Here is a 23,770-nt window from a genome sequence, read left to right on the forward strand (position 1 = left end):
CGCAGCGTCGACCTCGGCATGGTTCCGTCGGCTTCGATGAATTTGAGCTAGCCGGCGTGGCTGATGGGTGCTGTGATGGCGTTGGTGAGCCGGAGCAAATCGGTCGGGGCCAGCTCGACGTCGAAGCCCCGCCGGCCGCCGGAGACGTAGACGGTCTCGAATAACAAGGCTGATTCATCCACCACGGTGGGGGAGTGCTGGCGCTGGCCCAGAGGGGAGATGCCGCCCAGTACATAGCCCGTTCGGCGTTGTGCCACGGCCGGGTCCGCCATGGCGGCCCGTTTGTGCCCGCAGGCGTGGGCAAGGGCCTTCAAGTTCAGGCTGCCGTTGACAGGAACCACCGCCACGGTCAGTGTGCCGTCCACATCGGCCATCAAGGTTTTGAAGACCCGTTCGGGGGCCACACCTAAGACCTGGGCCGCTTCCATCCCAAAGCTGGCCGCCGCAGGGTCGTGGGCATAGGCGTGCGGGGTGAAGCTCACGCCCGCTGCGGACAAGGCAACGGTTGCAGGTGTGCCGGCGCTGGCGGCGGCGTGCTTTTTTCCCATGCCATTAATTATGGCAGCGAAATGCCCCGTCCCGCCATGGCGAACCATGGCGCGACGGGGCAGGTGTGCCACCGTGGTTCCCATCAGGCGGGCGGGCGCACCCCGCTGGCAACCTTGCGCTTGACCCGCCCCAACATCGCCGACATGCCGCGCATGCGCAAGGGCGAGATGGCACGGGTGAGACCCAACTGCTCCGGCATGTCATCGGGCACAGCCAAGATCTCTTCAGCCGTCAGCCCGTCCAAACCCTCAAACAACACCGAGGCGAAGCCGCGCGTGGTGGGTGCCTCGGGAGGCGCCTGAAAAAACAACCGCATGACCTCGCCGTCGTCCGTTTTCTCTGCCTCCACCGTCAGGAACAACGGCGACTGGCACTCGAGGACCTGTTCGAGCAACTCGGGATGGTTACTCAACCGTTCGGGCAGCGCCGGCAGGGTGCGTGAGAATTCCAGCAGGAGCGTCAATCTATCGCGTTCTTCCAATTCCTGAAAATCGCTTACGATCTCTGCCAATGTTGGGGGGAGTACTGGTGAAATAGTCATTGACTAAAGGATACGTTTCTTTTCGGCGGGGTGGGGAATCTGGGGCTCAGCTGGCGCTGGGCCATTCCCCGCGCTCTGAACCCACCGCGATGGGTACCCGGACGGCGTTGCCCCACTCGGTCCAGGAGCCGTCGTAGTTGCGGACGGTGTCAAAGCCGAGCAAGTACTTCAGGGCGAACCAGGTGTGGCTGGAACGTTCGCCGATGCGGCAGTAGGCCACGACGTCGTCGCCAGCCTTCAGCCCGGCCTCGCCGAGGTACAGGGCCTCGAGTTCTTCGCGGCTCCGGTAAGTGCCGTCGCTCTCGGCGGCCCGGGCCCACGGGACGGAGGCCGCCGTGGGGATGTGGCCGCCGCGAAGTGTGCCTTCCTGCGGGTAGGCGGGCATGTGGGTGCGCTCACCGGTGTACTCCTCGGTGGAGCGCACGTCGATCAGCGGGTTGCCCACGTGGGCAAGAACGTCGTCCTTGTAGGCGCGGATGGGGGCGTCATTGCGCTCCACCACCGGGTAGCTGGTGGCTCGGGCCACCTCCGTGGCATCCGTGGTCAGCTCGCGGCCTTCGGCAATCCACTTGTCGCGGCCGCCGTCGAGCAGCCGGACATCTTCGTGACCGAACAGCGTGAAGACCCAGAGGGCGTACGCGGCCCACCAGTTGGACTTGTCGCCGTACACCACCACGGTGGTGTCGCGCGAGATGCCCTTGGCCGCGGCCAGGAGGGCGAAAGCCGCCCCGTCAATGTAGTCCCGTCTCACGTCGTCGTTCAGGTCCGTGTGCCAGTCAATCTTGACCGAGCCGGGGATGTGGCCGGTCTCATACAGCAGCACGTCCTCATCCGACTCCACAACTACCAAGCTGCCATCTTTCGTGGCGCCGCTGGCAAGAGCCTGCGCAAGCCATTGGGTGGAAACGAGGCGTTCGGGGTGGGCATAAGAGGCAAACTTCTCATTGGTTTCAACTGCAACAGGCATGGTGCCCCTTCCGTAGACAGCCCTCCCGCGGGTCGCCGGAGAATTCCGGGACCCCGTCGCTAGGCAGGGCTGAGATTTGTGGCCCCCGCTTTGGTGGCGGCACGGCCATTTCCTCATCATCAGCGTAACGATTTCAGGCCCTGAATGCTTCCCGCCGTTAACCTGGGGCAATATCTCGGCGGTATTCTTGAAGCTGTGCGCCTTGCAGCACCTTTCTACAGTTTCCTTGATGAACGGATCAGTCCTTGGTACAAGTTGAGCAACTCTCCACCCGCCGCCCGGCAGTCTCGGTGGAGGAACTGCTAAAGGGATTTGTCCCCTCGCCCCGGTTTGGGGAGGTTTCCTTCGCCACCTACCGGCCAGACCCGGCCCAGCCTTCACAGGCCCAAGCCGTGCAGATGCTGGAGGAATTCGGGGCCACAGTGGCGACGAAGCCCGTCACCGGGTTGCGGAAACTCTTCGGCTCCAAGGCCAAAACGCCTGCCGCGCGGGCAGGGATCTACCTCGACGGCGGCTTCGGAGTGGGCAAAACCCACCTCTTGTCCTCGCTGTGGCATCAGGTGGAGGGGCCCAAGGCCATCGGTACCTTTGTCGAGTACACCAACCTGGTAGGGGCCTTGTCCTTCCGCAAGACGGTGGAGGCGCTGAGCAGTTACAAACTGGTGTGCATCGACGAGTTTGAGTTGGATGACCCAGGAGACACCGTGCTGATGTCACGGTTGATGCGTGAACTGGCCGACGCCGGTGTGAAGCTTGCCGCCACCTCCAACACCCTGCCCGGATCCCTCGGGGACGGCCGGTTTGCTGCGGTCGATTTCCAGCGTGAAATCCAGGTCCTGGCCGAGCAGTTTGAGATCTTGCACATCGACGGTGAGGACTTCCGCCACCGGGGCCTGCCCACTCCGCCGGCCCCCATCGCCAATAGCGATCTGGATGCCACCATGCGCCGCGAATTTGCCGACAAGACTGTCGCCGTGGATGACTTTGGCATCCTGGTTGAACACCTGGCCGGTGTGCACCCTTCGCGGTACAGGCAAATGCTGGAAGGCGTCGACGCGGTGGTGTGGCGCAACGTCCACACCATCACGGAGCAGTCAGTGGCCCTGCGGTTTGTGGTCCTCGCTGATCGCCTTTACGACAAGGACGTGCCCATCCTGGCCAGCGGCGTATCCTTGGATGCCTTGTTCACACCCGAAATGATGAGCGGTGGCTACCAGAAGAAATATTTCCGCGCCGTGTCGCGACTGACTGCGTTGGCGCGCGAAGCACAAGCCGATGCACCGGAGACGGTGCCGGCCTCCGTGGGCTAAGCGGTTAACGACGAAAGGCGTCGGTGCTGTCTCTCGACAGGACCGACGCCTCCTCTGACGCCATATTAAGGGCGAAGGGCGGTTCTACTGTGCAGGTCCGTTCTTGGCGGCACCATCCACGAACGTGGATGCTGCCTGCTGAGCGGAGTCGACGTGATCTTTGAATTTGTCACCGGTCTTGCTGTCGAGAAAGTCGCCAACATTTTCGATGCCGCCCTTGATCGCGTCCTCCTTGCCATCAATGAATTCCGCAGCTTTGCCCTTGATATCGTCAAATATAGACAATAGGCACCTCCCTTCGGTCCTGGGGCCATTGGCGCCCCAACTTCTTTAAGCTTTAGCTCTGACCAACACATTGTCAATGGCTCGACCAGACTCTCCTAGGAGGTGCCAGGGCCGCCGCGTTCGGTCCTGTCCCGTTGCCAAGCGCAGCACAAATTTTCCCCCGGAGGGGTGAATCCTCAAATGGTGCGCTGCCCGGCGGCAACCATGCGGGCCACGTGCCTGGCGTCGCGCCCCACCCCGCCCAGAAGCGCGGAGGTAAGCCCAAACTGGAAAGGCACCCCCACAAAGAACAGCCCCGGCAGGGCTGCGGCTGCGCCCCGGTCCGTCAGCGGCCAGCCATGCCCGTCGCGTTCCAGCCCGCTAATCCAGGCATAGTCAGGCCGGAACCCGGTGGCCCAGACGACCGTGGTGACGTCCGGGATGGATTGTCCAACGAAGGAGGGGGCGCCGGTGTCCGCCACGGACTCAAGGCGCGGCAGGAGAACGACGCCGGCCCGCTCGGCATCCGCCGTGGAAACGGAGATCAACGGGGCGCCATGGGCCACCGTCTTGGGTGCCACTTTTCGACCCAAGGGTGTGCGCCGGGTCAGCGCGCGGTGGATGAACTGCCAGTAAAGGTCTCCGCCGTACTTTAGGAGGGCATCGGGGATGTGGAAGGGCGCCTTTCCCGCCAGCCAGACGCGGTGGGTTTCGGCCAGCTCAATGGCGATCTGCACCCCCGAGGTGCCGCTGCCCACCACCAGGACGCCGCCGTCGGGTACCGAGCCCGGGTTGCGGTAGTCCGAACTGTGGAGCTGGTGCATCTGCGGGGCCAGCCGCCGTGCAAGCGCCGGAATCCGGGGCACTGTGTTGGCTCCCGTGGCGACCACCACCTGCGCGGCCGTCCGGGGTCCCTGGGAGGTTTCCAACTCAAATCCGGCGTCCGTGCGCCGCAGGGCCGTGACGGTGACACCCGCGGTGACCGGCAGTTCCGCAGCGTAGTCCCGCAGGTAGGCAGCCGTTTGGTCCCTGCTGGGGAAGGTCCCGCGCGGTGCCGGGAACCGCCGCCCCGGCAGGCCGCAGTGCTGGGCGGGCGTGAACAGCCGCAGGGAATCCCAACGGTGCCGCCATGAATCCCCCGGCACACCCTGTTCCAGTACTTCGCAATCAATCGCGAGCCGGGACAAGTGGAACGCCGTGGCGAGCCCCGCCTGCCCTGCCCCAATGACAATGGTCCCGCCCGCCTGCTGTACAGCCATGATGCGCCTCCTGCGATTTCGCAACCCAACGATCTCATTAGAATACGCTTCTAGTCAGTGTAATGCTATTCTAAAATTATGGTTGACACGGCAGAACCCTCTCGCCCCGTGGGACGTCGCGGATTGCAGGCGGCACGGACCCGCTCCGACATTGTGCAAGCGGCTGGCGAACTGTTCCTGGCGCAAGGCTATGTAGCCACCACCATCGGCTCCATCGCGGCTGCCGCGGGCGTGGCCATCCAAACCATCTACAATTCCGTGGGAAACAAGCCCGCCCTCCTCTCCGCCGTCTTGGACGCTGCCGTTGCCGGGCCCAATGCCCCCGCAACTGTGCCGGATTTCATGCGCGAACGCACCGCCGTTGCCACGAGCTTCCCTGCGGTGGCGGGTGTGTTGGCGGACTGGTTTGTCGAGGGCCTGCCCCGCAGCAGCGCCATCTTCACGGTCATCGCTCAGGCGGCCGCCGTCGATCCCGCCGTGGCGCAACTGCGGGACAGGCGGGCGCGGCAGCGCATGGAGCACTACCGAGAGGCCGCGGCCGCCATCCGGGAGCGGGGCGGGCTCAGTGACGGCATGGGTGACGACGACGCCGCCGCCCTCATTTTCATGATCGGGCACCCGGATACCTATGCCTCCTTGCGGGGCAACTTTGGCTGGTCAGGGCCCCGGTATAGGCAATGGGTTTTCGACTCGCTGCTCAAAGCGCTGTCTTAGCAGCCCCATATCCGCCGTGGCGTCCACCTTGCCGGGGTGACTCACGCACTCGATTTATGCCCCGGTATCAGGGCGTGCCAATATGAAGGCAGCCGCTAGGCACCCGGACGAGGTGCGCCGTACCCGGCCAGCGACAAGACGGCGCCGTGGAGGAATTCTCATGGCATGGATCGTCTTGATCATCTCAGGAATGCTGGAAGCCGTCTGGGCCACGGCTTTGGGCAAAAGTGAGGGCTTTAGCAAACTCGGCCCCACGGTCGTTTTTGGCGTGGCCCTCGTCGCCAGCATGGCCGGTTTGGCCTGGGCCATGCGCACCCTCCCCATCGGCACCGCCTATGCGGTCTGGGTGGGGATCGGGGCTGCCCTGACCGTCAGCTACGCGATGGTGACGGGGACGGAGGCCGTCTCACTCCTGAAGGTCCTGCTGCTTCTGGGCCTGATCGGTTGCATCGTGGGGTTGAAACTGGCCCATTGACCCCTGCACGGCGGACGACGGCGCACGCTAAGTTCCGCCGTCGTCCGCGGTTCAGTGTGTTAAAGAAAAAAATCCCTCCGACCAGCGTTTGTGCTGGTCGGAGGGATTTTTCTTTGGTGGGCGATACTGGGTTCGAACCAGTGACCTCTCCGGTGTGAACGGAACGCGCTACCACTGCGCCAATCGCCCAAATCACGTTCTTGTTTCCCTGGGGGAGTCAAGCACTTTCCTTGGTGCGTTCAATAGACTAGCTCAAACTTTCCCATCGACACAATTCCGGGTGCAAGGTGGCCCACCTGCCTGGCTGGGGTGCTGCTGACGAGCAATCTGCCACGCAGACGGAGTTGTTGTGACCAGCGTCTCAGTGACCAATGTGGCCAAATAGCGTCAGGAAGGGGTAAAAAACTCCGAAATGGTCGTTGAATGACATGGCTGTAATTCGAATATTCTGGGCTACTTCCCCGCCATTTCGGGGATTTTGACGCCTTGGTGCCCGGGGAAGAGTGTTCTGGGACCTCACGATTTGGTGTTTGGGAAAAGCCTCGGGTATTGTTTTCACCGCAGCAACACGGACTACCGAAGCGGAAACGCAAACGGGAGAAAATGATGCTTATGCGGTTGTAGCTCAGCTGGTAGAGCACTACCTTGCCAAGGTAGATGTCGCGAGTTCGAATCTCGTCAACCGCTCGCATGACACTGTTCAGTTATCACGGTGGGGTGGCCGAGAGGCGAGGCAACGGACTGCAAATCCGTGCACACGGGTTCGAATCCCGTTCCCACCTCCATTTTGGCTGAACCAAAGTATTTTGCTGTATAGTTCAGCGGGATGCATTTGGGCGATTGGCGCAGCGGTAGCGCGCTTCCCTGACACGGAAGAGGTCACTGGTTCGATCCCAGTATCGCCCACGAATGAACTTCACGGTTCATTCCCCGGAGCAATCCGGAAAGTAGCATTGCGGTTGTAGCTCAGCTGGTAGAGCACTACCTTGCCAAGGTAGATGTCGCGAGTTCGAATCTCGTCAACCGCTCGGATATATGCATGAACTGCCGGAATCCTTAAGGATTCCGGCAGTTTTGTATAATTTCACTTGCTTGGGCGATTGGCGCAGCGGTAGCGCGCTTCCCTGACACGGAAGAGGTCACTGGTTCGATCCCAGTATCGCCCACCAAAAAACCAGTGCGGGGGCCGTTGTGGTGATCCGCCACTGGCCGGCCGCCCTCGGGTCACCACAACGGCCCCCGCCACCGGAAAACGCGGCCATCTTATCCACAACGGACCCGGCAATTGCACCCAGCGCGGTCCGGGTAATGAAATAGTGGAACCATGAGCTCACCAGCATTGGCACACAGCACCGAACTTGGCCGGATGTACGGGCGGTCCCTGACCGATCCGCCCAAAGTTCCCTCCATCACCACGGTGATCTCCCAGCAGTCCACCAGCCTGGACGGCTGGATCGGGTATATGGCGGCCAACGCCGTCGCCCTGCACCCCGGACTGGGCGGTGCAGTGGGCAACGCCAGCAAGCTGCGGACAGTGGTCCGGGACAGCTCCAACGCCGCCGAACAATTCCGCGACGCCGCGGCCGCTCGTGGCGACCGGGTGCACCACTACTGCGAGCAGCTTGCCTTGCGCGCGTTGGGCCGCCCCCACCAGATGCCGGAGGCGCGTGCTGCGCTGGCCGAACAAGGGGAAGAGAATTTCGCGCTGCGCTTTGACGCCTGGTGGGACGAATATCAAGTGCAACCACTGGCACCGGAGATCACCGTGTGGAATGAAACACTCGGCTACGCCGGAACTCTTGACCTGGTGGCGACCATCGGCGGAAAGCTGTGCATCATCGACTACAAGACCAAGGGAACTGACCGCAATGGCCAGGTCAAAGGCCTTGATGCGAAGGTGGTGATGCAATTGGTGGCTGGCATGAAGGCCGAGGAGTCAATCGTGGACGAGGCGGCCGGGACGTGGGAGGCCTGGAAGTACGGGCAGGAGCCGGTACTCCTAGGTGTTGCCATCGGTGAAACCGAGGTGCGGACCTTACGCGCCAACCCGGCAGTCCTGAAACCGCACTGGTTCAAGTTCGCTTCCCTGCGCAGGGTGTGGCAAACCTCGTTGGAGGCAGCGGAGGCCGGAGCCCCCCTGCTCCCGATCGAACCGCCCGCCGCCCGTTGATTCCCGCCCACCCGGAACGCTGACTAAACTAGGGTTCAGCGTCATTGCGCGACCGGCAACGGTTCGCTTCCATTTCAAAGTGAGGTCCCAACCCATGGCCATCTTGAGCATTCGCATCATTGGCGACCCCGTGCTGCGAACCGTCGCCGAGGAGGTGAGCGACTTTGGGCCCGAGCTGGCCAAGCTCATCGAGGACATGGCCCAGACCATGGTCGACGTACGCGGTGCAGGCCTGGCAGCCCCCCAGATCGGGGTCAACAGGCGTATCTTCACTTACGCCGTGGATGGTTACGAGGGGCATGTGATCAACCCTGTCATCGTCACTAGTGACGACTTCCAGCCCGATGAACCCGAAGGCTGCCTGTCGGTCCCGGGCCTGGGCTTCGGCGTCCGGCGCCACCGCTGGGTGCGGATTTCCGGCGTGGACAAGAACGGGGCGCAGCTGGACATGGAAGCCACGGGCGCCCTGGCCAAGTGCTTCCAGCATGAGACCGACCACCTCAACGGCACCTTGTACGTGGACCTACTCGAAGGCGAGGACCGCAAGAGCGCCCTGCGTGCTATTCGCACCGCCAACTACCACAACGTGACAGCCCAAACCGTGACCAAGCGCGCCCGCACCGTTGGCTCGGCATTCGGTGCAGGCGCCGCCCAATGAGGGTTCTTTTTGCCGGCACCCCCGCAGTCGCCCTGCCATCCCTGGAAGCGCTTCTTGCGGCCGGGCACCAGATCGTTGCCGTCCTGACCCGCCCGGATGCGGCCCTGGGCCGCAAGCGCGTCCTCACGCCGTCGCCCGTGGCGGCGCGGGCTCAGGAACTGGGCCTGCCTGTCATCAAGGCGGACAAGATCGACGCCGAAGCCGCCGCAGCGATTGCGGCAGCAGCCCCCGAGGTCGCCGCGATTGTGGCGTACGGCGCCCTCATACCCGAACAATCACTGTCCATACCCGAACACGGCTGGATCAATCTGCACTTTTCCCTCCTGCCGGCCTGGCGTGGCGCAGCCCCCGTCCAGCATGCGCTTATCAACGGGGACGAAGTCACCGGGGCATCCACCTTCTTGCTGGAGAAGGGTCTTGACACGGGTCCCGTATACGGCACCATGACCGAAGCGATCCAGCGGACCGACACCAGCGCTGAACTGCTGGAACGGCTCTCCCACAGCGGCGCCGCGCTCCTGGCGCAGACCATTGACGCGCTGGCCACCGGGCGCCTTGCCGGCGTGCCGCAACAAGGCGAGGTGACGTTGGCCCCGAAACTGACGCTGGAGGACGGCCATGTGCTGTGGAGCAATCCGGCCCTGGCCATCAACCGTCGGATTCGTGGCGTCACATCCGAGCCGGGTGCATGGACCATGCTCGGTGGACAGCGCTTGAAGCTGGGCCCCGTTGAGCAGCGCCCGGACGTCACCGATTTGGCCCCCGCCCACCTCAGAGTTGATGGCAAATCCGTCCTGGTGGGAACCGGCTCCCACGCCGTCGAACTTATTTCCGTGCAACCTGCCGGAAAGAAACTTATGAACGCAAGCGACTGGGCCCGTGGCCTGGCGAACAAGGAAGATGTGGTGTTTGAATGACCAGCGAGCAAGGCGGGCGTTCAAGCCGGTCCAACCCGGGCGCAGGCAACCAGGGAGCGGGGGGCACGCGCCGTCGTGACGACTCCGGCCGGGAACGCAACCGCAGCACGGGGCGCAACCGCACCACGGCGGCCCCCTCGCAACGCAGCCGCGCCGCCGACCCCGCCCGGCTAGTGGCGTTTGAGGTGTTGCGCGCCGTCTCCAGCGACGACGCCTACGCCAACCTGGTGCTGCCCTCCCGCATCCGGCACCACAAACTGGACCGCCGCGACGCCGGCTTCGCCACCGAACTGGCCTACGGTGCCCTGCGCGCCCAGGGAACGTACGACGCCATCTTGGCCCGCTGCGTGGACCGCCCCCTGTCCGAGCTTGACCCGGCCATTCTGGACGCTTTGCGGATCGGCGTCCACCAGCTGGTGGCCATGCGCGTGCCGGCCCATGCCGCCCTAGACCAGACGGTGGGCCTGGCCCGCGCCGTCATCGGTGCTGGACCGTCGGCGCTCATCAACGCCGTGTTGCGCAAGGTGGCAGCCAAGGAACTCCCCGAGTGGCTCACCGAACTGACGGCAGGGCTCACCGACGAGGTGAAGGTTGCCTCGATCGAGCATTCCCACCCCGAATGGATCGTGCGCTCACTGCGCCAGGCACTGGTGGCCCACGGCCGCGAGGTCTCCGAGATTACGGCCTTGCTAGAGGCCGACAACTCCGCCCCCGTGGTGAACCTGGTGGCACTGCCTGGCCTGGGCAGCCTTGACGAGGCGTTTGAGGCCGGGTTCACGCCGGGGGAGCTGGCCGTCGATTCGGCGCTGTCCTCCGGCGGCGACTTGGGCCGCCTAGCCAGCGTGCGCGAAGGAACGGTCCGGGTTCAGGACGTCGGCTCACAGCTGGTGGCCCGGGCCCTGGCCGGGGTGGACATCTCCAGCGAGCTCAAGGACGGGGAGGAGCGCTGGCTGGACCTGTGCGCCGGCCCCGGCGGCAAGGCTGCCCTGCTGGGTGCGCTGGCCGCCGAGAAGGGTGCCTGGATCCTGGCCAACGAGCCCACCCCGCACCGTGCCAAGCTGGTGGAACAGGCCTTGGCCGCCGTCCCGGAACACACTTGGAGCGTGCGCACCGGGGATGGCCGGGACGTGGGCGTAGACCACCCCGAATCCTTTGACAGGGTCCTTGTCGACGCCCCCTGCACCGGCCTTGGTGCCCTGCGCCGCCGCCCCGAGTCACGCTGGCGCCGCAAGCTCTCGGACGTCACCGAGCTGGGCCCGCTGCAGCGCGAGCTGCTGACCTCGGCGCTGGCAGCCGTCAAACCCGGTGGAGTGGTGGCCTATGTGACGTGTTCCCCGCACATTGCCGAGACCATCACCGTGGTGGAGGACGTCATGCGCAAGCGTGCGGATCTGGAACTGCTCGACGCCGGCGCCGCCCTGGACGCCGTCAGCCTCACCGGGAACCTGGGTGCGGGCAATACGAGCTCGGAGCTGGCCACCAACAAGATGACCGCGCAGCTGTGGCCGCACATCCACCAGACCGACGCCATGTTCCTGGCGCTCATCCGCAAGCTCTGACCCGAAACACACGCACGCCCACCCCTAGAAAGGGTTCCCATGCCCCGTTCCTTGTTGAAGTGCTGCATCAACCCCAGCATCCTCTCCGCCGACTTCGTCAACCTTGAGGCGGAGCTTGCCCGGATCTCCAACGCCGACGCCGTCCACGTGGACGTCATGGACAACCACTTTGTGCCGAACCTGACCCTTGGCCTGCCGGTGGTTGAGCGCATTGCACAGGTCAGCCCCGTGCCCCTGGATGCACACCTGATGATCGCCGACGTCGACCGCTGGGCACCGCTGTATGCCGACGCCGGGCTGGCATCGGTGACCTTCCATGTGGAAGCATCACAGGCGCCCATCAAGCTGGCGCGGGAACTGAGGGCCAGGGGCGCCAAAGCGGGCATGGCGCTGCGCCCGGCCACCCCGGTGGAGCCGTACCTGGACATGCTCACTGAGCTGGACATGCTGCTGATCATGACGGTGGAGCCCGGCTTTGGCGGGCAGTCCTTCCTGGACGTCACGCTGCCCAAAATCCGCCGGGCACGGGCCGCCATCCAGGGCAGCGGCGCCAATGTGGCCATCCAGGTGGACGGTGGTATCACCGAGGAAACCATCACCCGCGCCGCCGACGCCGGTGCCAACATCTTCGTGGCGGGATCCGCCGTCTACGGGGCGCCCTCACCGGCCGAGGCCATCGAGTCCTTGCGCGCCAAGGGCCAGCTTGCCTTCGGCTGAGGAGGGTGGCCAGCAAACCGGCCACGGCGGGGAGAAATCCTCTCCGGCGCTGCTTGGAGTAGGATGACGAGGAGTTCATTGGCACCCTGAAAGGTGCCATAATGTAAGTGATGCCCGCACTGGCGGGCATCAATAAATGAAGTATCACGTGCTCCGGGGTCGGTGTAATTCCGAACCGGCGGTTATAGTCCGCGACCCGAGCGCAGCACACTGGAAACAGTGGGCAGCGCACGGTTGATCTGGTGAAATTCCGGAACCGACAGTTAAAGTCTGGATGGGAGAAGCACGAACAGTTTTGGCCACCCGCCAAAGGTGTCGCAGCTGCATACGCTGCTGACGCTGTCGCACAGGTGCGCCAGTTCTGTCGTTACCCCCCGGAGCCATCGCGGTTCGAAAGGGTATAGGTAACGATGGACTTTCTGCGATGGCTCTTTGACGCCAAGCTTGAATTCGCCGGCGGCGGATTCCTCCTCTGGCGTGAAGTCATAGGCAATCTTTTTGGGCTCGCCAGCGCCCTCGGCGGCATGCGCCGAAAAATCTGGGCCTGGCCGGTGGGCATCATCGGCAACGCACTGCTGTTCACGGTGTTCATCGGCTCCATCTTCGGCTCGGCCGACCACGTGAACCTCCTCGGGCAGGCCGGCCGCCAAATCATGTTCATCGCCGTCTCTATCTACGGCTGGTACCGCTGGAACCAGACTCGTACTTCCTCAGGGCACGACGGCGGCGCCCCCATGGGAGATGCCGTCACCCCACGCTGGGCGAGCGTGAAAACCCGCTGGCTGCTGGTGGTTGCCATGGTGGCAGGTACCGGCATACTCACCCCCGTTTTCCGGGCCCTGGGCTCCTACGAACCTGTGTGGGCCGACGCCTGGATCTTCATGGGTTCACTTCTGGCCACCTACGGCATGGCCAAGGGATGGGTTGAATTCTGGCTCATCTGGGTGGTAGTTGACTTGGTGGGCGTACCGTTGCTCTTTAGCGCCGGCTACTACGCCTCCGCCTTCATGTACATCTTCTACGGGGCCTTCACCTTGATCGGGTTCTTTGTGTGGTGGCGTTACCGCCACAATGCCGACGCGGCACAACTGTCCGTCGAGACTACGTTTCCTGACATAACTGTGAGCAGAAATGAGAGCAAGCTATGAGTTTCCAGGACGCTGACGAGCACTTCAGTGACGCTGAAGTGGTGGGCATGGAAACGGCCATATCCGCCGCCAGGCAGGGTGTGCGCGGGGCCAACCCCCTGGTCGGTGCGGTCATTATCGATGCCGATGGCACCGTCTTGGCCATCGGCCACCACCTAGGAGCCGGAACACCCCACGCCGAGGCGGACGCCATTGCCTCCCTGCGGGGAACCCGCCGGGACCTCTCCGCGGCCACCATCATCGTCACCCTGGAACCTTGCAATCACCGGGGCCGGATGGGACCTTGTACCCAAGCAATTCTCGACGCCGGCATTGGCAACGTGGTCTTTGCGGTGGCCGACCCCCACGTGCCCGCGGCCGGAGGGGCACAGAGGCTGCGCCGGGAAGGCATCAACGTCCGTTCCGGGTTGCTGGCCCAGGAAGCGCGAGAGCTTAACAAGCAATGGTTTGTGGCGGTTGCACAGGGGCGGCCCTTTGTCACCGCCCGCCTTGCCCAAACAGTTGACGGCAGGATCGCCGCGGAGGATGGCACCAGCCAGTGGATCACCTCGGTGCAATCCCGCCGGGACTCCCATACCCTGCGCGCCAGGGTGGATGCCATAGTGGTGGGCACGGGGACCGTTCTGGCGGACAACCCGCGCCTGACGGCCAGGGACGACGCCGGCATGGAAACGGCCAAGCAGCCCTTGCGCGTGGTGATGGGCATGCGGGTTACGGCAGCAGACGCCGCCGTCCGAGGAGCGGCTGGCTCCGACGCGTCCGCTGAAGCCAACGGCGGGTTCGTGCAACTGCACACGCACGATCCCGCCGTCGTCCTGGCGGAACTGCAAGCACGCGGAATTGGCCACTTAATGATCGAGGGTGGTTCTCGGATCAACGCAGCATTCCTGGCCGCAGGGCTCGTTGACGAGCTGATCGTCTATCTGGCGCCCACACTGCTGGGTTCAGGTATTCCGGCATTGAAAAATCTGGGCATCACCACCCTGGCCGACGCCCAGCAATGGGAATGGGATACCACCACCGCCGCCGGGCCGGTGGAACGGATGGGTCAAGACCTCAAACTCACGCTCATGCCAGCAACGACGCCGGCGCCCACTAACCTCGAAGGGTAGTCAGATGTTTACAGGAATCATTGAAGGCCGCGGCACAGTTGTGCGCATGGACAGAAATCCGGACACCGACAGTGCCACGCTGATACTCACTGCCGGGGGTTCGGTAGACGGGTTGGGCTTGGGGGGCTCGCTGGCCGTCAACGGGGTGTGTCTGAGTGCCACCGGCATCAACGGGCACACGGTGGAGGTGGATGTCATGGGCGAGACACTTGCCCGCACCACCACTGGTGATCTTCGCCCCGGAGCCACTGTCAATTTGGAGCGGTGCGTGCAAGCTGGCGGGCGCCTTGACGGGCACGTGGTCCAAGGACACGTGGATGGGGTGGGTAGGCTGCTGGAACGGGAAAATCTGGGCAAGTGGGAGCGGCTTCGCTTCGCCGTACCCACCCGCTTATCCCGTTATATTGCCGAGAAAGGCTCCATCGCCGTCGATGGCGTGTCCTTGACGGTCACGGCCGTCAGCGCCCCCGAGGAGGAGCCGCAGTGGTTTGAGGTGGGACTGATTCCCGTCACACTCGCCAACACCGGTCTGGGTGAGAAGGTGGTGGGCGGGCACGTGAACCTGGAGGTGGACGTGCTGGCCAAATACGCCGAGCGGTTGTGGCAATTCGCTGCTCCCGCAGCACCTTTCTCCGGTGCCACGCAGGGAGAGGCCATCTGATGGGCGCGCTCACCAACCCGGCCACCTTGCTTGACCCGGTACCGGCGGCCATTGCCGCGATCGCCCGCGGCGAAGCGGTACTGGTGGTGGACGATGAAGACCGTGAAAACGAAGGCGACATCATCTTTGCCGCCCAGCACAGCACCCCTGCCTTGATGGGCTGGACCATCCGGCACAGTTCAGGCGTCATTTGCGTGCCCATGGAGAAGGCCCGCGCGGACGCCCTAGAACTGCCTCCCATGACGGCGCACAACCAGGATGCCAAGGGCACCGCCTACACCGTCAGTTGTGACGCCGCCCACGGCGTCTCCACCGGCATCAGCGCCACCGACAGGTCACTGACGGCCACCGTTTTGGCCGACCCCACGTCCAGGCCCGACGCCGTGACCCGGCCCGGGCACATGTTCCCCCTACGCGCCGTGGCCGGGGGAGTTCGGGCACGCCCCGGCCATACGGAAGCGTCCGTGGAGCTGTGCAAACTGGCAGGGTGTGAACCGGTCGCCATCATCGCCGAGGTGGTGGACGACGTCGGCCAAATGGTTCGCCTGGCCGGGCTGCGGGACTTTGCCCAGGAACACAATCTGCTCCTGATCTCCATCGCTGACCTAGTGGCATACCTGGGCAGCCAGGCCCCGGCAACGGCCAAGACCCCGGCGGTCGCAGACCATGACTGAGAATCATTCACCCGAGCCGGCATCAATTGTTACGGGCGGCCCAGTGGTGACGTTACCCACACGGTTTGGCCGTTTCGCAGTGCAGGCCTGGATCGATGCAGCCACCGGTGCCGAACACCTGAGCCTTAGCGCGCCGGGGGAAGCTGGCACCGGCACCGATGACCCGGTGGTGCGTTTGCACTCCGAATGCCTCACCGGGGACGTCTTTGGCTCCTACCGCTGCGACTGCGGCGAGCAGCTGGACTATGCCCTGGAGAAAATCCACCGCCTGGGTGGGACCCTGGTTTACCTGCGCGGTCACGAGGGCCGGGGAATCGGGTTGGCCAACAAGATCAAGGCCTATAGCCTGCAAGAAGCAGGCGCGGACACTGTGGAAGCCAACGAACAGCTTGGCTTGCCGGTGGACAGCCGCGACTACGCCGCCGCGGCGGGCATCCTGCACTCCTTGGGACTGACACGGATAGCCCTGCTGAGCAACAACCCGCTAAAGTCTGCGGACCTGTCCCGACATGGCATCACGGTCACCCGCACGGTGCCCACCGAAGTACCTGCCCGCAGTGAGAATCGCCGCTATTTGGAAACCAAGCGCGACCGCATGCACCACACCCTTGAAGTACCTGCCACAGAACCATCACCCCCATCGGAAGGACCCAGCAAATGAGCGGCCACGGAGCACCTGTCATCGGATTCGACAATGCGGAAAAGAGCCAGACGGCGGGGCTGAAGCTGGCTATCATCGCCGCAAGCTGGCACACCGAAATCATGGACGGGCTGCTTGCCGGGGCCCTGCGCGGCGCCGACGACGCCGGGATCGAGAACCCCGCCGTCGTCCGGGTACCAGGCAGCTTTGAACTGCCCGTCGCGGCCGCGCGGCTGGCACCAAACTTTGACGCCGTCGTCGCACTCGGCGTGGTGATCCGCGGCGGCACACCACACTTTGAGTACGTGTGCCAGGCCGCCACCATGGGCTTGACCGACGTCAGCGTGCGCACCGGGGTGCCCGTGGGCTTCGGCGTACTCACCTGCGACACCGAACAGCAGGGCCTTGACCGGGCCGGTCTACCGGGGTCTGTGGAGGACAAGGGCCACGAGGCCACGACGGCGGCCCTGGCCACCGCGCTGGTCCTCGCCAAGCTGGGCGTGTAGGGGCGACCAGCCGTCCGGTGTTTTTGCGAGGTAGGCGCCGGTGTGGTCATCGGGGGTCGATAGGGACGAACTTCGATGCCTCGGGGGGGCCGTTGTGGTGATTCGACCCAGGTGCACCAGGGGCGAATCACCACAACGGCCCCCGGCCCCCGTGCGTTCACATGCTGGACGCCGCCCGTCTCAGAATCCGTGATCCACTCAAGAACCCAGTAGGCTGGAAACCGTGAAGACCTTCGAATCCCTTTTTGACGAGCTCAGTGCGAAAGCCGCAGCCCGGCCCGCTGGCTCACGTACCGTTGCCGAACTCGATTCCGGCGTCCACGGTATCGGCAAGAAAGTGGTTGAGGAAGCCGCCGAGGTGTGGATGGCCGCCGAGTATGAATCGGAAGCAGCCTGCGCCGAGGAGATTTCCCAGCTGTTATACCACCTGCAGGTCATGATGATCGCCAAAGGTTTGACCCTTCAGGACGTTTACAAGCATCTCTAGCCACATGCCGTGGCCATTTGCTGTCCCTGAACCAGCATTCACCTGAATGCACCCTTTGCTTGAACTGATCTGAAAGTTACCCCCCCATGCTTAGAGTTGCCGTCCCCAACAAGGGTTCCTTGTCCGAAGCCGCCTCCGCCATGCTGGCCGAGGCAGGCTACCGAGAACGACGCGACACCCGTGAACTTGTCATGGTTGATCCGGAGAACAACGTTGAGTTCTTTTTTCTGCGCCCCCGCGACATCGCGGTGTATGTGGGTGCCGGAACCCTCGACGTCGGCATCACCGGCCGTGACCTGCTGATGGACGCCCAGGTGGACGCCGAGGAGCTGCTGCCCCTGGGCTTCGCCAAGTCCACGTTCCGCTTCGCCGGTCCCGTGGGCCACTTCAGCACCGCCGCCGAACTCGAAGGCAAGCGCCTGGCCACCAGCTATGACGGCTTGTTGCGTGAATACTTGGCCGAGCTGGGCATCAACGCCAAGGTGGTTCGCCTGGATGGCGCCGTGGAATCCTCCGTGCGCCTGGGTGTGGCCGATGCCATTGCCGACGTCGTCGAAACCGGCAGCACTCTCAAGGCTGCCGGCATGGAAATCTTTGGCGAGGCCATCCTGAACTCCGAAGCCCTTCTGATTGGCCGCCGCGGCGTCACCCAACCCGCCGGCGTCGAGGTCCTGATTCGCCGCCTGCACAGTGTGCTGGTGGCACGCCAGTACGTTTTGCTTGACTACGATGTGCCCAAGATGCTCCTGGACCAGGCCACGGCGCTGACCCCCGGGCTGGAGTCGCCCACGGTTTCCCCGCTGCGCGATTCGGACTGGGTTGCCGTGCGCTCCATGGTGTTGGCCAAGGACACGAACCGGATCATGGATGAGCTGTACGAGCTGGGTGCACGGGCCATCCTGGTCAGCAACATCCACGCCTGCCGCATCTAGATAAGCCGATTACGTGAAGGGAGTTATCTGATGAGTGTCGCCATTCGCGTCATCCCATGCCTTGATGTTGACGACGGCCGCGTGGTCAAGGGTGTCAAATTTGAGAACCTGCGCGACGCCGGTGACCCGGTTGAGCTGGCCAAACGGTATGACCTGGCCGGGGCCGACGAGCTGACGTTCCTTGACGTGACAGCGTCCTCCGGCAACAGGGAGACCACCTTTGAGGTGGTCTCCCGCGCCGCAGAGCAGATCTTCATCCCGCTGACTGTGGGTGGGGGAGTACGGGAGGTCTCAGACGTCGACAGGCTCCTGCGGTACGGGGCCGACAAGGCTTCCATCAACACAGCGGCCATCGCCCGCCCGGCCGTCATCGACGAGATCACCCGCCGCTTTGGTTCCCAGGTCCTGGTGCTTAGCGTCGACGCACGCCGCACCCAGGGTGGTGCCACGCCGTCGGGCTTTGAGGTCACAACCCATGGCGGGCGCAAGGGCACCGGCATGGACGCCATCGAATGGGCCAAGGAGGCTGCCGACCGCGGCATCGGGGAGATCTTGTTGAACTCGATCGACGCCGACGGAACCAAGGAAGGCTTCGATTTGGAGCTCATTCGCCTGGTCCGGGCCGCGGTGCACGTGCCCATCATCGCCTCCGGCGGTGCCGGTGCGCCCGAGCACTTCCCGCCGGCCGTTGCGGCAGGCGCCAACGCCGTGCTGGCCGCGTCGATCTTCCACTTTGGCCCCGACAATGCCATTGCCCAGGTCAAGAAGGCCATCCGCGACGCCGGCTACGAGGTCCGCTAACGCCTTAACCCCGTTGAGGGGGCAGATCACCCCGTTGAGGGGTGATCTGCCCCCTCAACGGAGGGTTAGAGCCCGACGGGCGCCGTCTGCAAAAGTGCGACGGCGTCGGGCTGGCCTTCAAAGGACACCAGGGCCTGGCCGATGCGCCCGTTGGCGTGCAACAGCAGCTCGCCGGGGTCACCAATGATGGCCACCGACACCGGCGCCCGTTTGGCAACATGGCGGGGTCCGCTCGGATCGACCAACACCACGCCCAGGTCGACGCTGCGGTACAAGATGGCGGCGCGCTTGATAAGTTCCGCCCAGAGGGCCTGCGAATAGTCGGTGTCGAGCGCCCGTGGCGCCCAGCGGTCCGAGGCTCGGCGGATGTCCTCGGTGTGGATGAAGAATTCGATGAGGTTGGCGCTGTGGTCCACGGCGCGCAATGACAGTGGGGACATTTTCGGTGGCCCGGCCCGGAATTTCTCCACGAGGGCGGCATACGCCTGCGGCGTGGAGGATTCCGCGGCCAATTTCACGGTGGCCTTCTCGGAGATCTTCTTCCACGGTTTCAGGATGAGAGCCGCGCCTACTTTGGGGCTGTGTTCGCGCAGGTAGAGGTGAGCGGCCAGTTCTTGAGTGCGCCACCCTGCACACAGCGTTGCCGCGTCGGGACCGGCAGCCAGGAGGGTCTCGGCAAGGACTTCGCGGGAAGGCTCTACATATTGCATCACTTGTGAAATTAGCATGTATTGGCCCCGGAGGGCACTTTGAACCGCCGGAAACTCCCACACTATTTGGCAAATTGTGTGCCCGGTCATATGCGGTGGCCCGGCCCGGGGGTTTCTGGCACTAGAATTGCGGTGATGTTGCACAACTCAGAACCCCAGGCCGAGTCCGTCGCTCCCGTGCCGTTGCCTCCGGAAGTGGCGGCGCTGCTCAAGCGTGACCCCGCTGGCCTGGTGGCCGCCGTCGTCCAGCAGTTCGACAGCCTTGAGGTGCTGATGCTGGGATGGATGGATGACGAGGCCCTGAGCCGGACCTTGTCCACCGGGCGGGTGACGTTTTACTCGCGCTCACGGCAAGAATATTGGCGCAAGGGCGACACCTCCGGTCACTCCCAGTTTGTCAAGTCCGTTGCCCTCGACTGCGACGGCGACGCACTCTTGATCGTGGTTGACCAGGTGGGTGCGGCCTGCCACACAGGCACCCACACCTGTTTTCACGGCCGCGAGCTTCCAGCAGTCATCGGTCACCGCGGCGCCTAAGCCCGCCGGCCACTCTCCCGCTTGATAAGAAAGCCACTGAATTTCATGCATGATTTAGGTGTCATCAGCCCGTCCCTTGAAGAATTCCGGGAACTCGCCCGAACCCGCAGGGTGGTGCCCGTCCACCTAAAGGTCCTTGTGGACGCGCAAACGCCCATCGGTCTGTACCGGACGCTGGCCGCCGGCGCCCCGGGCACGTTCCTTATGGAGTCGGCCGCCGTGGGTGGGGCGTGGTCGCGCTATTCCTTCATTGGTGTGCGGTCACGGGCCACGTTGACCACCAACGACGGCGTAGCCCACTGGCAGGGCGAGCCTCCCGTGGGCGTCCCGCTGGAGGGCAACCCCGTGGACGCCATGGCGGCGACACTGAAACTGCTGGCGACCGAAAGGCTGCCCGGGCTTCCTCCGTTCACCTCGGGCCTAGTCGGTTTTGTGGGTTGGGAAGCTGTCCGGCACTGGGAGAAACTGCCCAACCCTCCCGAAGACGATCTGCACCTGCCCGAGCTGGCCATGAATCTGGTCTCCGACATGGCGGTCCATGACAACACCGAGGGCACGGTGCTGCTGATCGCCAATGCCATCAACGTCAACGGCACGGACGAGAATGTGGACGGGGCCTGGGACGACGCCGTCGCCCGGGTCCGCGCCATGGTTGAGCAGCTGCGCACGCCCGTGGCACAGCCCATGTCCGTCATGGACAATCCCGCGGCCAGCTTCGCCGACAGCGTGCAAGAACGCTGGGACCGCAATGAGTACCTGAATGCTCTTGACCGCAGCAAGGAAGCAATTGTTGACGGGGAGGTGTTTCAGGTGGTGATTTCGCGTCGCTTTGAAATGGCGTGTAACGCCTCACCCCTGGACGTGTACCGGGTATTACGCAACACCAACCCCAGCCCGTACATGTACTTGTACAGTTTTGAAGACGCACAGGGAAAGCCCTATTCCATCGTCGGATCCTCCCCGGAGGCCCTAGTCAGTGTCAAGGGTGCTGAGGTGATCACCCACCCCATCGCTGGCTCGCGACCTCGCGGCACTTCTGTCGAGGACGACAAATGGCTGGCCAAGGACCTCCTGGCCGATGAGAAGGAGCGTTCCGAGCACCTGATGCTAGTGGACCTTTCCCGCAACGACCTCTCGAAGGTGTGTGATCCGGGCACCGTGGACGTCACCCAGTTCATGGAGGTGGAACGGTTCAGCCACATCATGCACCTTGTCTCCACCGTGGTGGGCACCTTGGGCAAAGACAAAAACGCGTACGACGTGCTGGCTGCCACCTTCCCCGCCGGTACCTTGTCGGGGGCGCCCAAACCCCGGGCCCTGCGGCTCATTGACGAACTTGAACCCCACCGGCGCGGCATCTACGGCGGTGTGGTGGGCTACTTGGACTTTGCCGGCGACATGGACATGGCCATCGCCATCCGTTCTGCCCTGCTTTTGGGCGGGAAAGCGTACATCCAGGCTGGCGGCGGCATTGTGGCCGACTCGGTCAATGAGACTGAGGCCGAGGAAACCGTGAACAAGGCGGCCGCCCCGTTGCGGGCAGTTTATGCCGCGGCGTCCCTGCGAGCCCTCGACGACGACGCCAGCCAGACCAGCCAAACTACAGGGAGCCTGTCATGAGCAAGCCAACACCCGCCTGGGCACGCAAGTCGACGCTGATCATGCTGGCCGTGCTGGCAGCCTTGGTTGTCTTCGGCACCACCACCCAGACCTGGTTGCATGTCTCCTTCGCCCAAGGCCAGGTCCAGCAGTCGGACCTGAGCATTCCAGGGAACAAGGCGGCAGTATCCGTCTCGGCGTTGGCCTTGGTGGCCCTCGCCGGCACCCTGGCGCTCACCATCGCCGGGAGGATCTCCCGAGTCGTCACCGGCGTCATCGTCTTGCTGGCAGCGCTGGGGATCGTCGCTGTCGTGGTGGGTGTGCTGGCGGATCCCTCCGCCGCCGCCATGGGGGAAGTGGGCAAGGCAACCGGCGTTATAGGTGTGGCCAGCAACGCTAGCGCCACCTGGTTCCCGGTGGCCGCCGTGGCTGCCGCGGCAGTCCTGGCCGTGGCTGCGACCGTGACCCTATGGGCTGGCCGCGGGTGGAACACTCGCACCAAGTACGACGCCGCCCCATCCGTCCCAGCCCAGGGCGCCGCCGTCGGGCCCATCGACGAGATCGACACCTGGGACCAGCTCAGCCGCGGCGATGACCCGACCGCCTGATTCGCGGATCGAGGCTTAATTCAGGAACGGATTGCCGGGGCCGCACGAGGTTTCGGCAACCGTGAGCAACTAATGGCAGAATGTATTGCAGTATCCGCATCAAAGGGAGATTCACCATGAGTAACAAGCCGGCCACCACCACGTCAGTCACCGAGCAGGGACCGATCGACCACAGCATTGAACTCGGCCACGGCAACAGCCCGGCCGCGTGGACCTGTGTCGCCATCATGCTGATCGGCACCGTCGTCGGCTGCATCGCCTTCGTCATGGGCGAAAGTGCCACCATCTTGTTCTGGATTGGTGTGGGCATCATTGGGCTCGGCCTGATCGCGGGCTTGGCCATGAAGGCTGCAGGCTATGGTGTGGGCGGAAGCAAGCTGAAGAACACCGGTCACTAACCGTGAGTGTTTTGCAGGACATCATTGCGGGCGTCCGGGAAGACCTGGACGCTCGCAAGGCGACGCTCACGCTGGCACAACTGCAGGGGCTGGTTGCCCAACAGCGGCCAGCCATGGACGCCTTTGCCGCGCTGGGCGGCAATGACAATGCCCGCGCGGATTTGAAGGTCATCGCCGAGGTTAAGCGCCGCAGCCCCTCCAAGGGGGACCTGGCGGGTATCGCCGACCCCGCCGCCCTGGCCCGCCAGTATGAAGAAGGCGGCGCCAGTGTTATCAGCGTCCTGACCGAGGAGCGCCGTTTTGGCGGCTCACTGGCCGACCTTGACGCCGTGCGTGCCGCTGTAGGGATCCCGGTCCTGCGCAAGGACTTCACCTGTGACCCCTTCATGATTTGGGAGGCCCGCGCTCACGGGGCGGATCTGGTGCTGCTCATTGTGGCGGCCTTGAGTGATGAGGAACTTCACGACTACCTGGCACTGACCCACCAACTGGGCATGAACGCCGTCGTGGAAACCCACACCGCAGAGGAAATTGACCGGGCCGTGGCAGTTGGCGCCAAGCTCATTGGCATCAATGTGCGCAACCTGAAAACCCTTGAGGTCGACCGAAGCATTTTTGCGGCGCTGGCGGGAAACATCCCCGCAGGTCCCGTCGTGATCGCCGAATCGGGCGTCCGCGACGTTGACGACGTCCGGCACTACGCCGCACACGGCGCCCAGGCCATCTTGGTGGGCGAGGCCCTCGTCAAGGACGCCACCCCCTTGGAACGCATCAGCGAATTCAAGGCTGCGGGCGCCCTGGCCATCAGTTCGCGCTAGGACCGCCTGCGTTTCCACCGGCACCGCTTGGCTGTAAGT

General features: G+C 64.0%; 28 protein-coding genes, 6 tRNA genes and 2 riboswitches. Of the genes, 27 read left to right on the forward strand and 7 right to left on the reverse strand.

Translation table 11 applies throughout. From position 1 onward, the window contains the following. Positions 1–47: 47 nt before the first annotated feature. The 3 genes from ybaK to AOC05_RS05425 form a co-directional block, all read right to left on the reverse strand. The gene (ybaK, locus tag AOC05_RS05415; protein ID WP_062006335.1) at positions 48–548 is read right to left on the reverse strand and encodes a Cys-tRNA(Pro) deacylase; all 501 of its coding nucleotides are present in this window, start codon (positions 546–548) and stop codon (positions 48–50) included. A gap of 83 nt (positions 549–631) precedes the next feature. Then, positions 632–1,090, reverse strand: coding sequence for a SufE family protein (locus AOC05_RS05420; RefSeq protein WP_062006337.1), 459 nt, complete (start codon positions 1,088–1,090; stop codon positions 632–634). A gap of 46 nt (positions 1,091–1,136) precedes the next feature. Further along, positions 1,137–2,057 carry a sulfurtransferase gene (locus AOC05_RS05425; RefSeq protein ID WP_062006339.1) on the reverse strand — a complete coding sequence of 307 codons (921 nt, stop codon included), beginning with the start codon at positions 2,055–2,057 and terminating at the stop codon, positions 1,137–1,139. Positions 2,058–2,302: 245 nt separating this feature from the next. Between AOC05_RS05425 and zapE the strand changes: the two genes are divergently transcribed. Further along, on the forward strand, positions 2,303–3,367 hold the full coding sequence (gene zapE, locus AOC05_RS05430; protein ID WP_062006341.1) for a cell division protein ZapE: 1,065 nt from the start codon (positions 2,303–2,305) through the stop codon (positions 3,365–3,367). An 84-nt stretch (positions 3,368–3,451) separates the two neighbouring features. On the opposite strand, the gene AOC05_RS05435 is transcribed toward zapE, so the two are convergent. Both AOC05_RS05435 and AOC05_RS05440 read right to left on the reverse strand, forming a co-directional pair. Next, the gene (locus AOC05_RS05435; protein ID WP_062006344.1) at positions 3,452–3,652 is read right to left on the reverse strand and encodes an antitoxin; all 201 of its coding nucleotides are present in this window, start codon (positions 3,650–3,652) and stop codon (positions 3,452–3,454) included. A 176-nt stretch (positions 3,653–3,828) separates the two neighbouring features. Beyond that, entirely contained in the window at positions 3,829–4,890 is a 1,062-nt protein-coding gene (locus AOC05_RS05440; protein ID WP_062006346.1) for a flavin-containing monooxygenase, read from the reverse strand. A gap of 78 nt (positions 4,891–4,968) precedes the next feature. On the opposite strand from AOC05_RS05440, the gene AOC05_RS05445 reads away from it, so the two are divergent. Together AOC05_RS05445 and AOC05_RS05450 are read left to right on the forward strand one after the other, a co-directional pair. Next, on the forward strand, positions 4,969–5,604 hold the full coding sequence (locus AOC05_RS05445; RefSeq protein WP_062006348.1) for a TetR/AcrR family transcriptional regulator: 636 nt from the start codon (positions 4,969–4,971) through the stop codon (positions 5,602–5,604). Between the two features lie 71 nt (positions 5,605–5,675). Further along, positions 5,676–5,752, forward strand: a riboswitch (guanidine-III (ykkC-III) riboswitch). A 12-nt stretch (positions 5,753–5,764) separates the two neighbouring features. Then, the gene (locus AOC05_RS05450) at positions 5,765–6,079 is read left to right on the forward strand and encodes a DMT family transporter (RefSeq protein WP_062006350.1); all 315 of its coding nucleotides are present in this window, start codon (positions 5,765–5,767) and stop codon (positions 6,077–6,079) included. Positions 6,080–6,193: 114 nt separating this feature from the next. On the opposite strand, the gene AOC05_RS05455 is transcribed toward AOC05_RS05450, so the two are convergent. Next, positions 6,194–6,268 (reverse strand) — tRNA-Val (locus AOC05_RS05455). Between the two features lie 425 nt (positions 6,269–6,693). Between AOC05_RS05455 and AOC05_RS05460 the strand changes: the two genes are divergently transcribed. From AOC05_RS05460 to hisF, 19 genes are all read left to right on the forward strand, one after another. Further along, positions 6,694–6,766, forward strand: a tRNA-Gly gene (locus tag AOC05_RS05460). Between the two features lie 24 nt (positions 6,767–6,790). After that, positions 6,791–6,864, forward strand: a tRNA-Cys gene (locus AOC05_RS05465). A gap of 49 nt (positions 6,865–6,913) precedes the next feature. Further along, positions 6,914–6,985 (forward strand) — tRNA-Val (locus AOC05_RS05470). Between the two features lie 49 nt (positions 6,986–7,034). Continuing rightward, positions 7,035–7,107, forward strand: a tRNA-Gly gene (locus tag AOC05_RS05475). Between the two features lie 66 nt (positions 7,108–7,173). Continuing rightward, positions 7,174–7,248: transfer RNA gene (locus AOC05_RS05480), tRNA-Val, on the forward strand. Between the two features lie 155 nt (positions 7,249–7,403). After that, the gene (locus tag AOC05_RS05485) at positions 7,404–8,249 is read left to right on the forward strand and encodes a cytochrome (RefSeq protein ID WP_062006352.1); all 846 of its coding nucleotides are present in this window, start codon (positions 7,404–7,406) and stop codon (positions 8,247–8,249) included. Between the two features lie 94 nt (positions 8,250–8,343). Further along, a complete protein-coding gene (gene def, locus AOC05_RS05490; RefSeq protein ID WP_062006354.1) occupies positions 8,344–8,907 on the forward strand; it encodes a peptide deformylase in 564 nt (187 codons plus the stop codon). After that, positions 8,904–9,824 carry a methionyl-tRNA formyltransferase gene (gene fmt / locus AOC05_RS05495; RefSeq protein ID WP_062006355.1) on the forward strand — a complete coding sequence of 307 codons (921 nt, stop codon included), beginning with the start codon at positions 8,904–8,906 and terminating at the stop codon, positions 9,822–9,824. Before def ends, fmt begins: the two co-directional genes overlap by 4 nt. Next, a complete protein-coding gene (locus AOC05_RS05500; protein WP_062006357.1) occupies positions 9,821–11,383 on the forward strand; it encodes an RsmB/NOP family class I SAM-dependent RNA methyltransferase in 1,563 nt (520 codons plus the stop codon). The genes fmt and AOC05_RS05500 overlap by 4 nt, the downstream gene beginning before the upstream one ends. 51 nt (positions 11,384–11,434) lie before the next feature. After that, on the forward strand, positions 11,435–12,100 hold the full coding sequence (gene rpe / locus AOC05_RS05505) for a ribulose-phosphate 3-epimerase (protein ID WP_062009408.1): 666 nt from the start codon (positions 11,435–11,437) through the stop codon (positions 12,098–12,100). Between the two features lie 145 nt (positions 12,101–12,245). Further along, positions 12,246–12,390, forward strand: a riboswitch (FMN riboswitch). Between the two features lie 120 nt (positions 12,391–12,510). Then, the gene (gene pnuC / locus AOC05_RS05510) at positions 12,511–13,248 is read left to right on the forward strand and encodes a nicotinamide riboside transporter PnuC (RefSeq protein WP_062006359.1); all 738 of its coding nucleotides are present in this window, start codon (positions 12,511–12,513) and stop codon (positions 13,246–13,248) included. Beyond that, positions 13,245–14,360: a bifunctional diaminohydroxyphosphoribosylaminopyrimidine deaminase/5-amino-6-(5-phosphoribosylamino)uracil reductase RibD gene (ribD, locus tag AOC05_RS05515; RefSeq protein ID WP_062006362.1), complete on the forward strand. Its 1,116-nt coding sequence runs from the start codon at positions 13,245–13,247 to the stop codon at positions 14,358–14,360. Before pnuC ends, ribD begins: the two co-directional genes overlap by 4 nt. Positions 14,361–14,364: 4 nt before the next feature. After that, positions 14,365–15,021 (forward strand): riboflavin synthase, encoded by a 657-nt coding sequence (locus tag AOC05_RS05520; RefSeq protein WP_062006364.1) that lies wholly within the window; start codon positions 14,365–14,367, stop codon positions 15,019–15,021. Continuing rightward, entirely contained in the window at positions 15,021–15,695 is a 675-nt protein-coding gene (gene ribB / locus AOC05_RS05525) for a 3,4-dihydroxy-2-butanone-4-phosphate synthase (RefSeq protein WP_062006366.1), read from the forward strand. Before AOC05_RS05520 ends, ribB begins: the two co-directional genes overlap by 1 nt. Then, entirely contained in the window at positions 15,688–16,356 is a 669-nt protein-coding gene (locus AOC05_RS05530) for a GTP cyclohydrolase II (protein WP_062006368.1), read from the forward strand. The genes ribB and AOC05_RS05530 overlap by 8 nt, the downstream gene beginning before the upstream one ends. Beyond that, positions 16,353–16,841: a 6,7-dimethyl-8-ribityllumazine synthase gene (gene ribH, locus AOC05_RS05535; RefSeq protein WP_062006370.1), complete on the forward strand. Its 489-nt coding sequence runs from the start codon at positions 16,353–16,355 to the stop codon at positions 16,839–16,841. The genes AOC05_RS05530 and ribH overlap by 4 nt, the downstream gene beginning before the upstream one ends. A gap of 223 nt (positions 16,842–17,064) precedes the next feature. Next, positions 17,065–17,328 (forward strand): phosphoribosyl-ATP diphosphatase, encoded by a 264-nt coding sequence (locus tag AOC05_RS05540; RefSeq protein ID WP_062006372.1) that lies wholly within the window; start codon positions 17,065–17,067, stop codon positions 17,326–17,328. A gap of 86 nt (positions 17,329–17,414) precedes the next feature. Further along, positions 17,415–18,260: an ATP phosphoribosyltransferase gene (gene hisG / locus AOC05_RS05545; RefSeq protein WP_062006373.1), complete on the forward strand. Its 846-nt coding sequence runs from the start codon at positions 17,415–17,417 to the stop codon at positions 18,258–18,260. 30 nt (positions 18,261–18,290) lie between these two features. After that, complete coding sequence (gene hisF / locus AOC05_RS05550) at positions 18,291–19,061, forward strand: imidazole glycerol phosphate synthase subunit HisF (RefSeq protein ID WP_062006376.1); 771 nt, start codon at positions 18,291–18,293, stop codon at positions 19,059–19,061. Positions 19,062–19,126: 65 nt separating this feature from the next. Here the strand turns inward: hisF and AOC05_RS05555 are convergent, their stop codons facing one another. After that, entirely contained in the window at positions 19,127–19,771 is a 645-nt protein-coding gene (locus AOC05_RS05555; RefSeq protein WP_062009410.1) for a TIGR03085 family metal-binding protein, read from the reverse strand. A 135-nt stretch (positions 19,772–19,906) separates the two neighbouring features. On the opposite strand from AOC05_RS05555, the gene hisI reads away from it, so the two are divergent. From hisI to trpC, 5 genes are all read left to right on the forward strand, one after another. After that, positions 19,907–20,308 (forward strand): phosphoribosyl-AMP cyclohydrolase, encoded by a 402-nt coding sequence (gene hisI, locus AOC05_RS05560; protein WP_062006377.1) that lies wholly within the window; start codon positions 19,907–19,909, stop codon positions 20,306–20,308. Between the two features lie 45 nt (positions 20,309–20,353). Next, positions 20,354–21,928 carry an anthranilate synthase component I gene (locus AOC05_RS05565; protein ID WP_062006379.1) on the forward strand — a complete coding sequence of 525 codons (1,575 nt, stop codon included), beginning with the start codon at positions 20,354–20,356 and terminating at the stop codon, positions 21,926–21,928. After that, the gene (locus AOC05_RS05570; RefSeq protein WP_062006381.1) at positions 21,925–22,515 is read left to right on the forward strand and encodes a Trp biosynthesis-associated membrane protein; all 591 of its coding nucleotides are present in this window, start codon (positions 21,925–21,927) and stop codon (positions 22,513–22,515) included. The genes AOC05_RS05565 and AOC05_RS05570 overlap by 4 nt, the downstream gene beginning before the upstream one ends. Positions 22,516–22,631: 116 nt before the next feature. Then, a complete protein-coding gene (locus AOC05_RS05575) occupies positions 22,632–22,913 on the forward strand; it encodes an HGxxPAAW family protein (protein ID WP_062006383.1) in 282 nt (93 codons plus the stop codon). Between the two features lie 2 nt (positions 22,914–22,915). After that, positions 22,916–23,731, forward strand: a complete 816-nt coding sequence (gene trpC / locus AOC05_RS05580; RefSeq protein ID WP_062006385.1) for an indole-3-glycerol phosphate synthase TrpC — start codon at positions 22,916–22,918, stop codon at positions 23,729–23,731. The last annotated feature ends 39 nt before the right edge of the window (positions 23,732–23,770 follow it).

It is taken from the genome of Arthrobacter alpinus, assembly GCF_001294625.1.
Lineage (GTDB): Bacteria > Actinomycetota > Actinomycetes > Actinomycetales > Micrococcaceae > Specibacter > Specibacter alpinus_A.

What these genes read in the sequence shown, in the direction of transcription:
- ybaK (WP_062006335.1), bottom strand. Translation starts at nt 548, where the DNA reads ATGGGAAAAAAGCACGCCGCCGCCAGCGCCGGCACACCTGCAACCGTT.
- AOC05_RS05420 (WP_062006337.1), bottom strand. Translation starts at nt 1,090, where the DNA reads ATGACTATTTCACCAGTACTCCCCCCAACATTGGCAGAGATCGTAAGC.
- AOC05_RS05425 (WP_062006339.1), bottom strand. Translation starts at nt 2,057, where the DNA reads ATGCCTGTTGCAGTTGAAACCAATGAGAAGTTTGCCTCTTATGCCCAC.
- AOC05_RS05440 (WP_062006346.1), bottom strand. Translation starts at nt 4,890, where the DNA reads ATGGCTGTACAGCAGGCGGGCGGGACCATTGTCATTGGGGCAGGGCAG.
- AOC05_RS05445 (WP_062006348.1), top strand. Translation starts at nt 4,969, where the DNA reads ATGGTTGACACGGCAGAACCCTCTCGCCCCGTGGGACGTCGCGGATTG.
- AOC05_RS05450 (WP_062006350.1), top strand. Translation starts at nt 5,765, where the DNA reads ATGGCATGGATCGTCTTGATCATCTCAGGAATGCTGGAAGCCGTCTGG.
- AOC05_RS05485 (WP_062006352.1), top strand. Translation starts at nt 7,404, where the DNA reads ATGAGCTCACCAGCATTGGCACACAGCACCGAACTTGGCCGGATGTAC.
- def (WP_062006354.1), top strand. Translation starts at nt 8,344, where the DNA reads ATGGCCATCTTGAGCATTCGCATCATTGGCGACCCCGTGCTGCGAACC.
- fmt (WP_062006355.1), top strand. Translation starts at nt 8,904, where the DNA reads ATGAGGGTTCTTTTTGCCGGCACCCCCGCAGTCGCCCTGCCATCCCTG.
- AOC05_RS05500 (WP_062006357.1), top strand. Translation starts at nt 9,821, where the DNA reads ATGACCAGCGAGCAAGGCGGGCGTTCAAGCCGGTCCAACCCGGGCGCA.
- pnuC (WP_062006359.1), top strand. Translation starts at nt 12,511, where the DNA reads ATGGACTTTCTGCGATGGCTCTTTGACGCCAAGCTTGAATTCGCCGGC.
- ribD (WP_062006362.1), top strand. Translation starts at nt 13,245, where the DNA reads ATGAGTTTCCAGGACGCTGACGAGCACTTCAGTGACGCTGAAGTGGTG.
- AOC05_RS05520 (WP_062006364.1), top strand. Translation starts at nt 14,365, where the DNA reads ATGTTTACAGGAATCATTGAAGGCCGCGGCACAGTTGTGCGCATGGAC.
- ribB (WP_062006366.1), top strand. Translation starts at nt 15,021, where the DNA reads ATGGGCGCGCTCACCAACCCGGCCACCTTGCTTGACCCGGTACCGGCG.
- AOC05_RS05530 (WP_062006368.1), top strand. Translation starts at nt 15,688, where the DNA reads ATGACTGAGAATCATTCACCCGAGCCGGCATCAATTGTTACGGGCGGC.
- ribH (WP_062006370.1), top strand. Translation starts at nt 16,353, where the DNA reads ATGAGCGGCCACGGAGCACCTGTCATCGGATTCGACAATGCGGAAAAG.
- hisG (WP_062006373.1), top strand. Translation starts at nt 17,415, where the DNA reads ATGCTTAGAGTTGCCGTCCCCAACAAGGGTTCCTTGTCCGAAGCCGCC.
- hisF (WP_062006376.1), top strand. Translation starts at nt 18,291, where the DNA reads ATGAGTGTCGCCATTCGCGTCATCCCATGCCTTGATGTTGACGACGGC.
- AOC05_RS05555 (WP_062009410.1), bottom strand. Translation starts at nt 19,771, where the DNA reads ATGCAATATGTAGAGCCTTCCCGCGAAGTCCTTGCCGAGACCCTCCTG.
- hisI (WP_062006377.1), top strand. Translation starts at nt 19,907, where the DNA reads ATGTTGCACAACTCAGAACCCCAGGCCGAGTCCGTCGCTCCCGTGCCG.
- AOC05_RS05565 (WP_062006379.1), top strand. Translation starts at nt 20,354, where the DNA reads ATGCATGATTTAGGTGTCATCAGCCCGTCCCTTGAAGAATTCCGGGAA.
- AOC05_RS05570 (WP_062006381.1), top strand. Translation starts at nt 21,925, where the DNA reads ATGAGCAAGCCAACACCCGCCTGGGCACGCAAGTCGACGCTGATCATG.
- AOC05_RS05575 (WP_062006383.1), top strand. Translation starts at nt 22,632, where the DNA reads ATGAGTAACAAGCCGGCCACCACCACGTCAGTCACCGAGCAGGGACCG.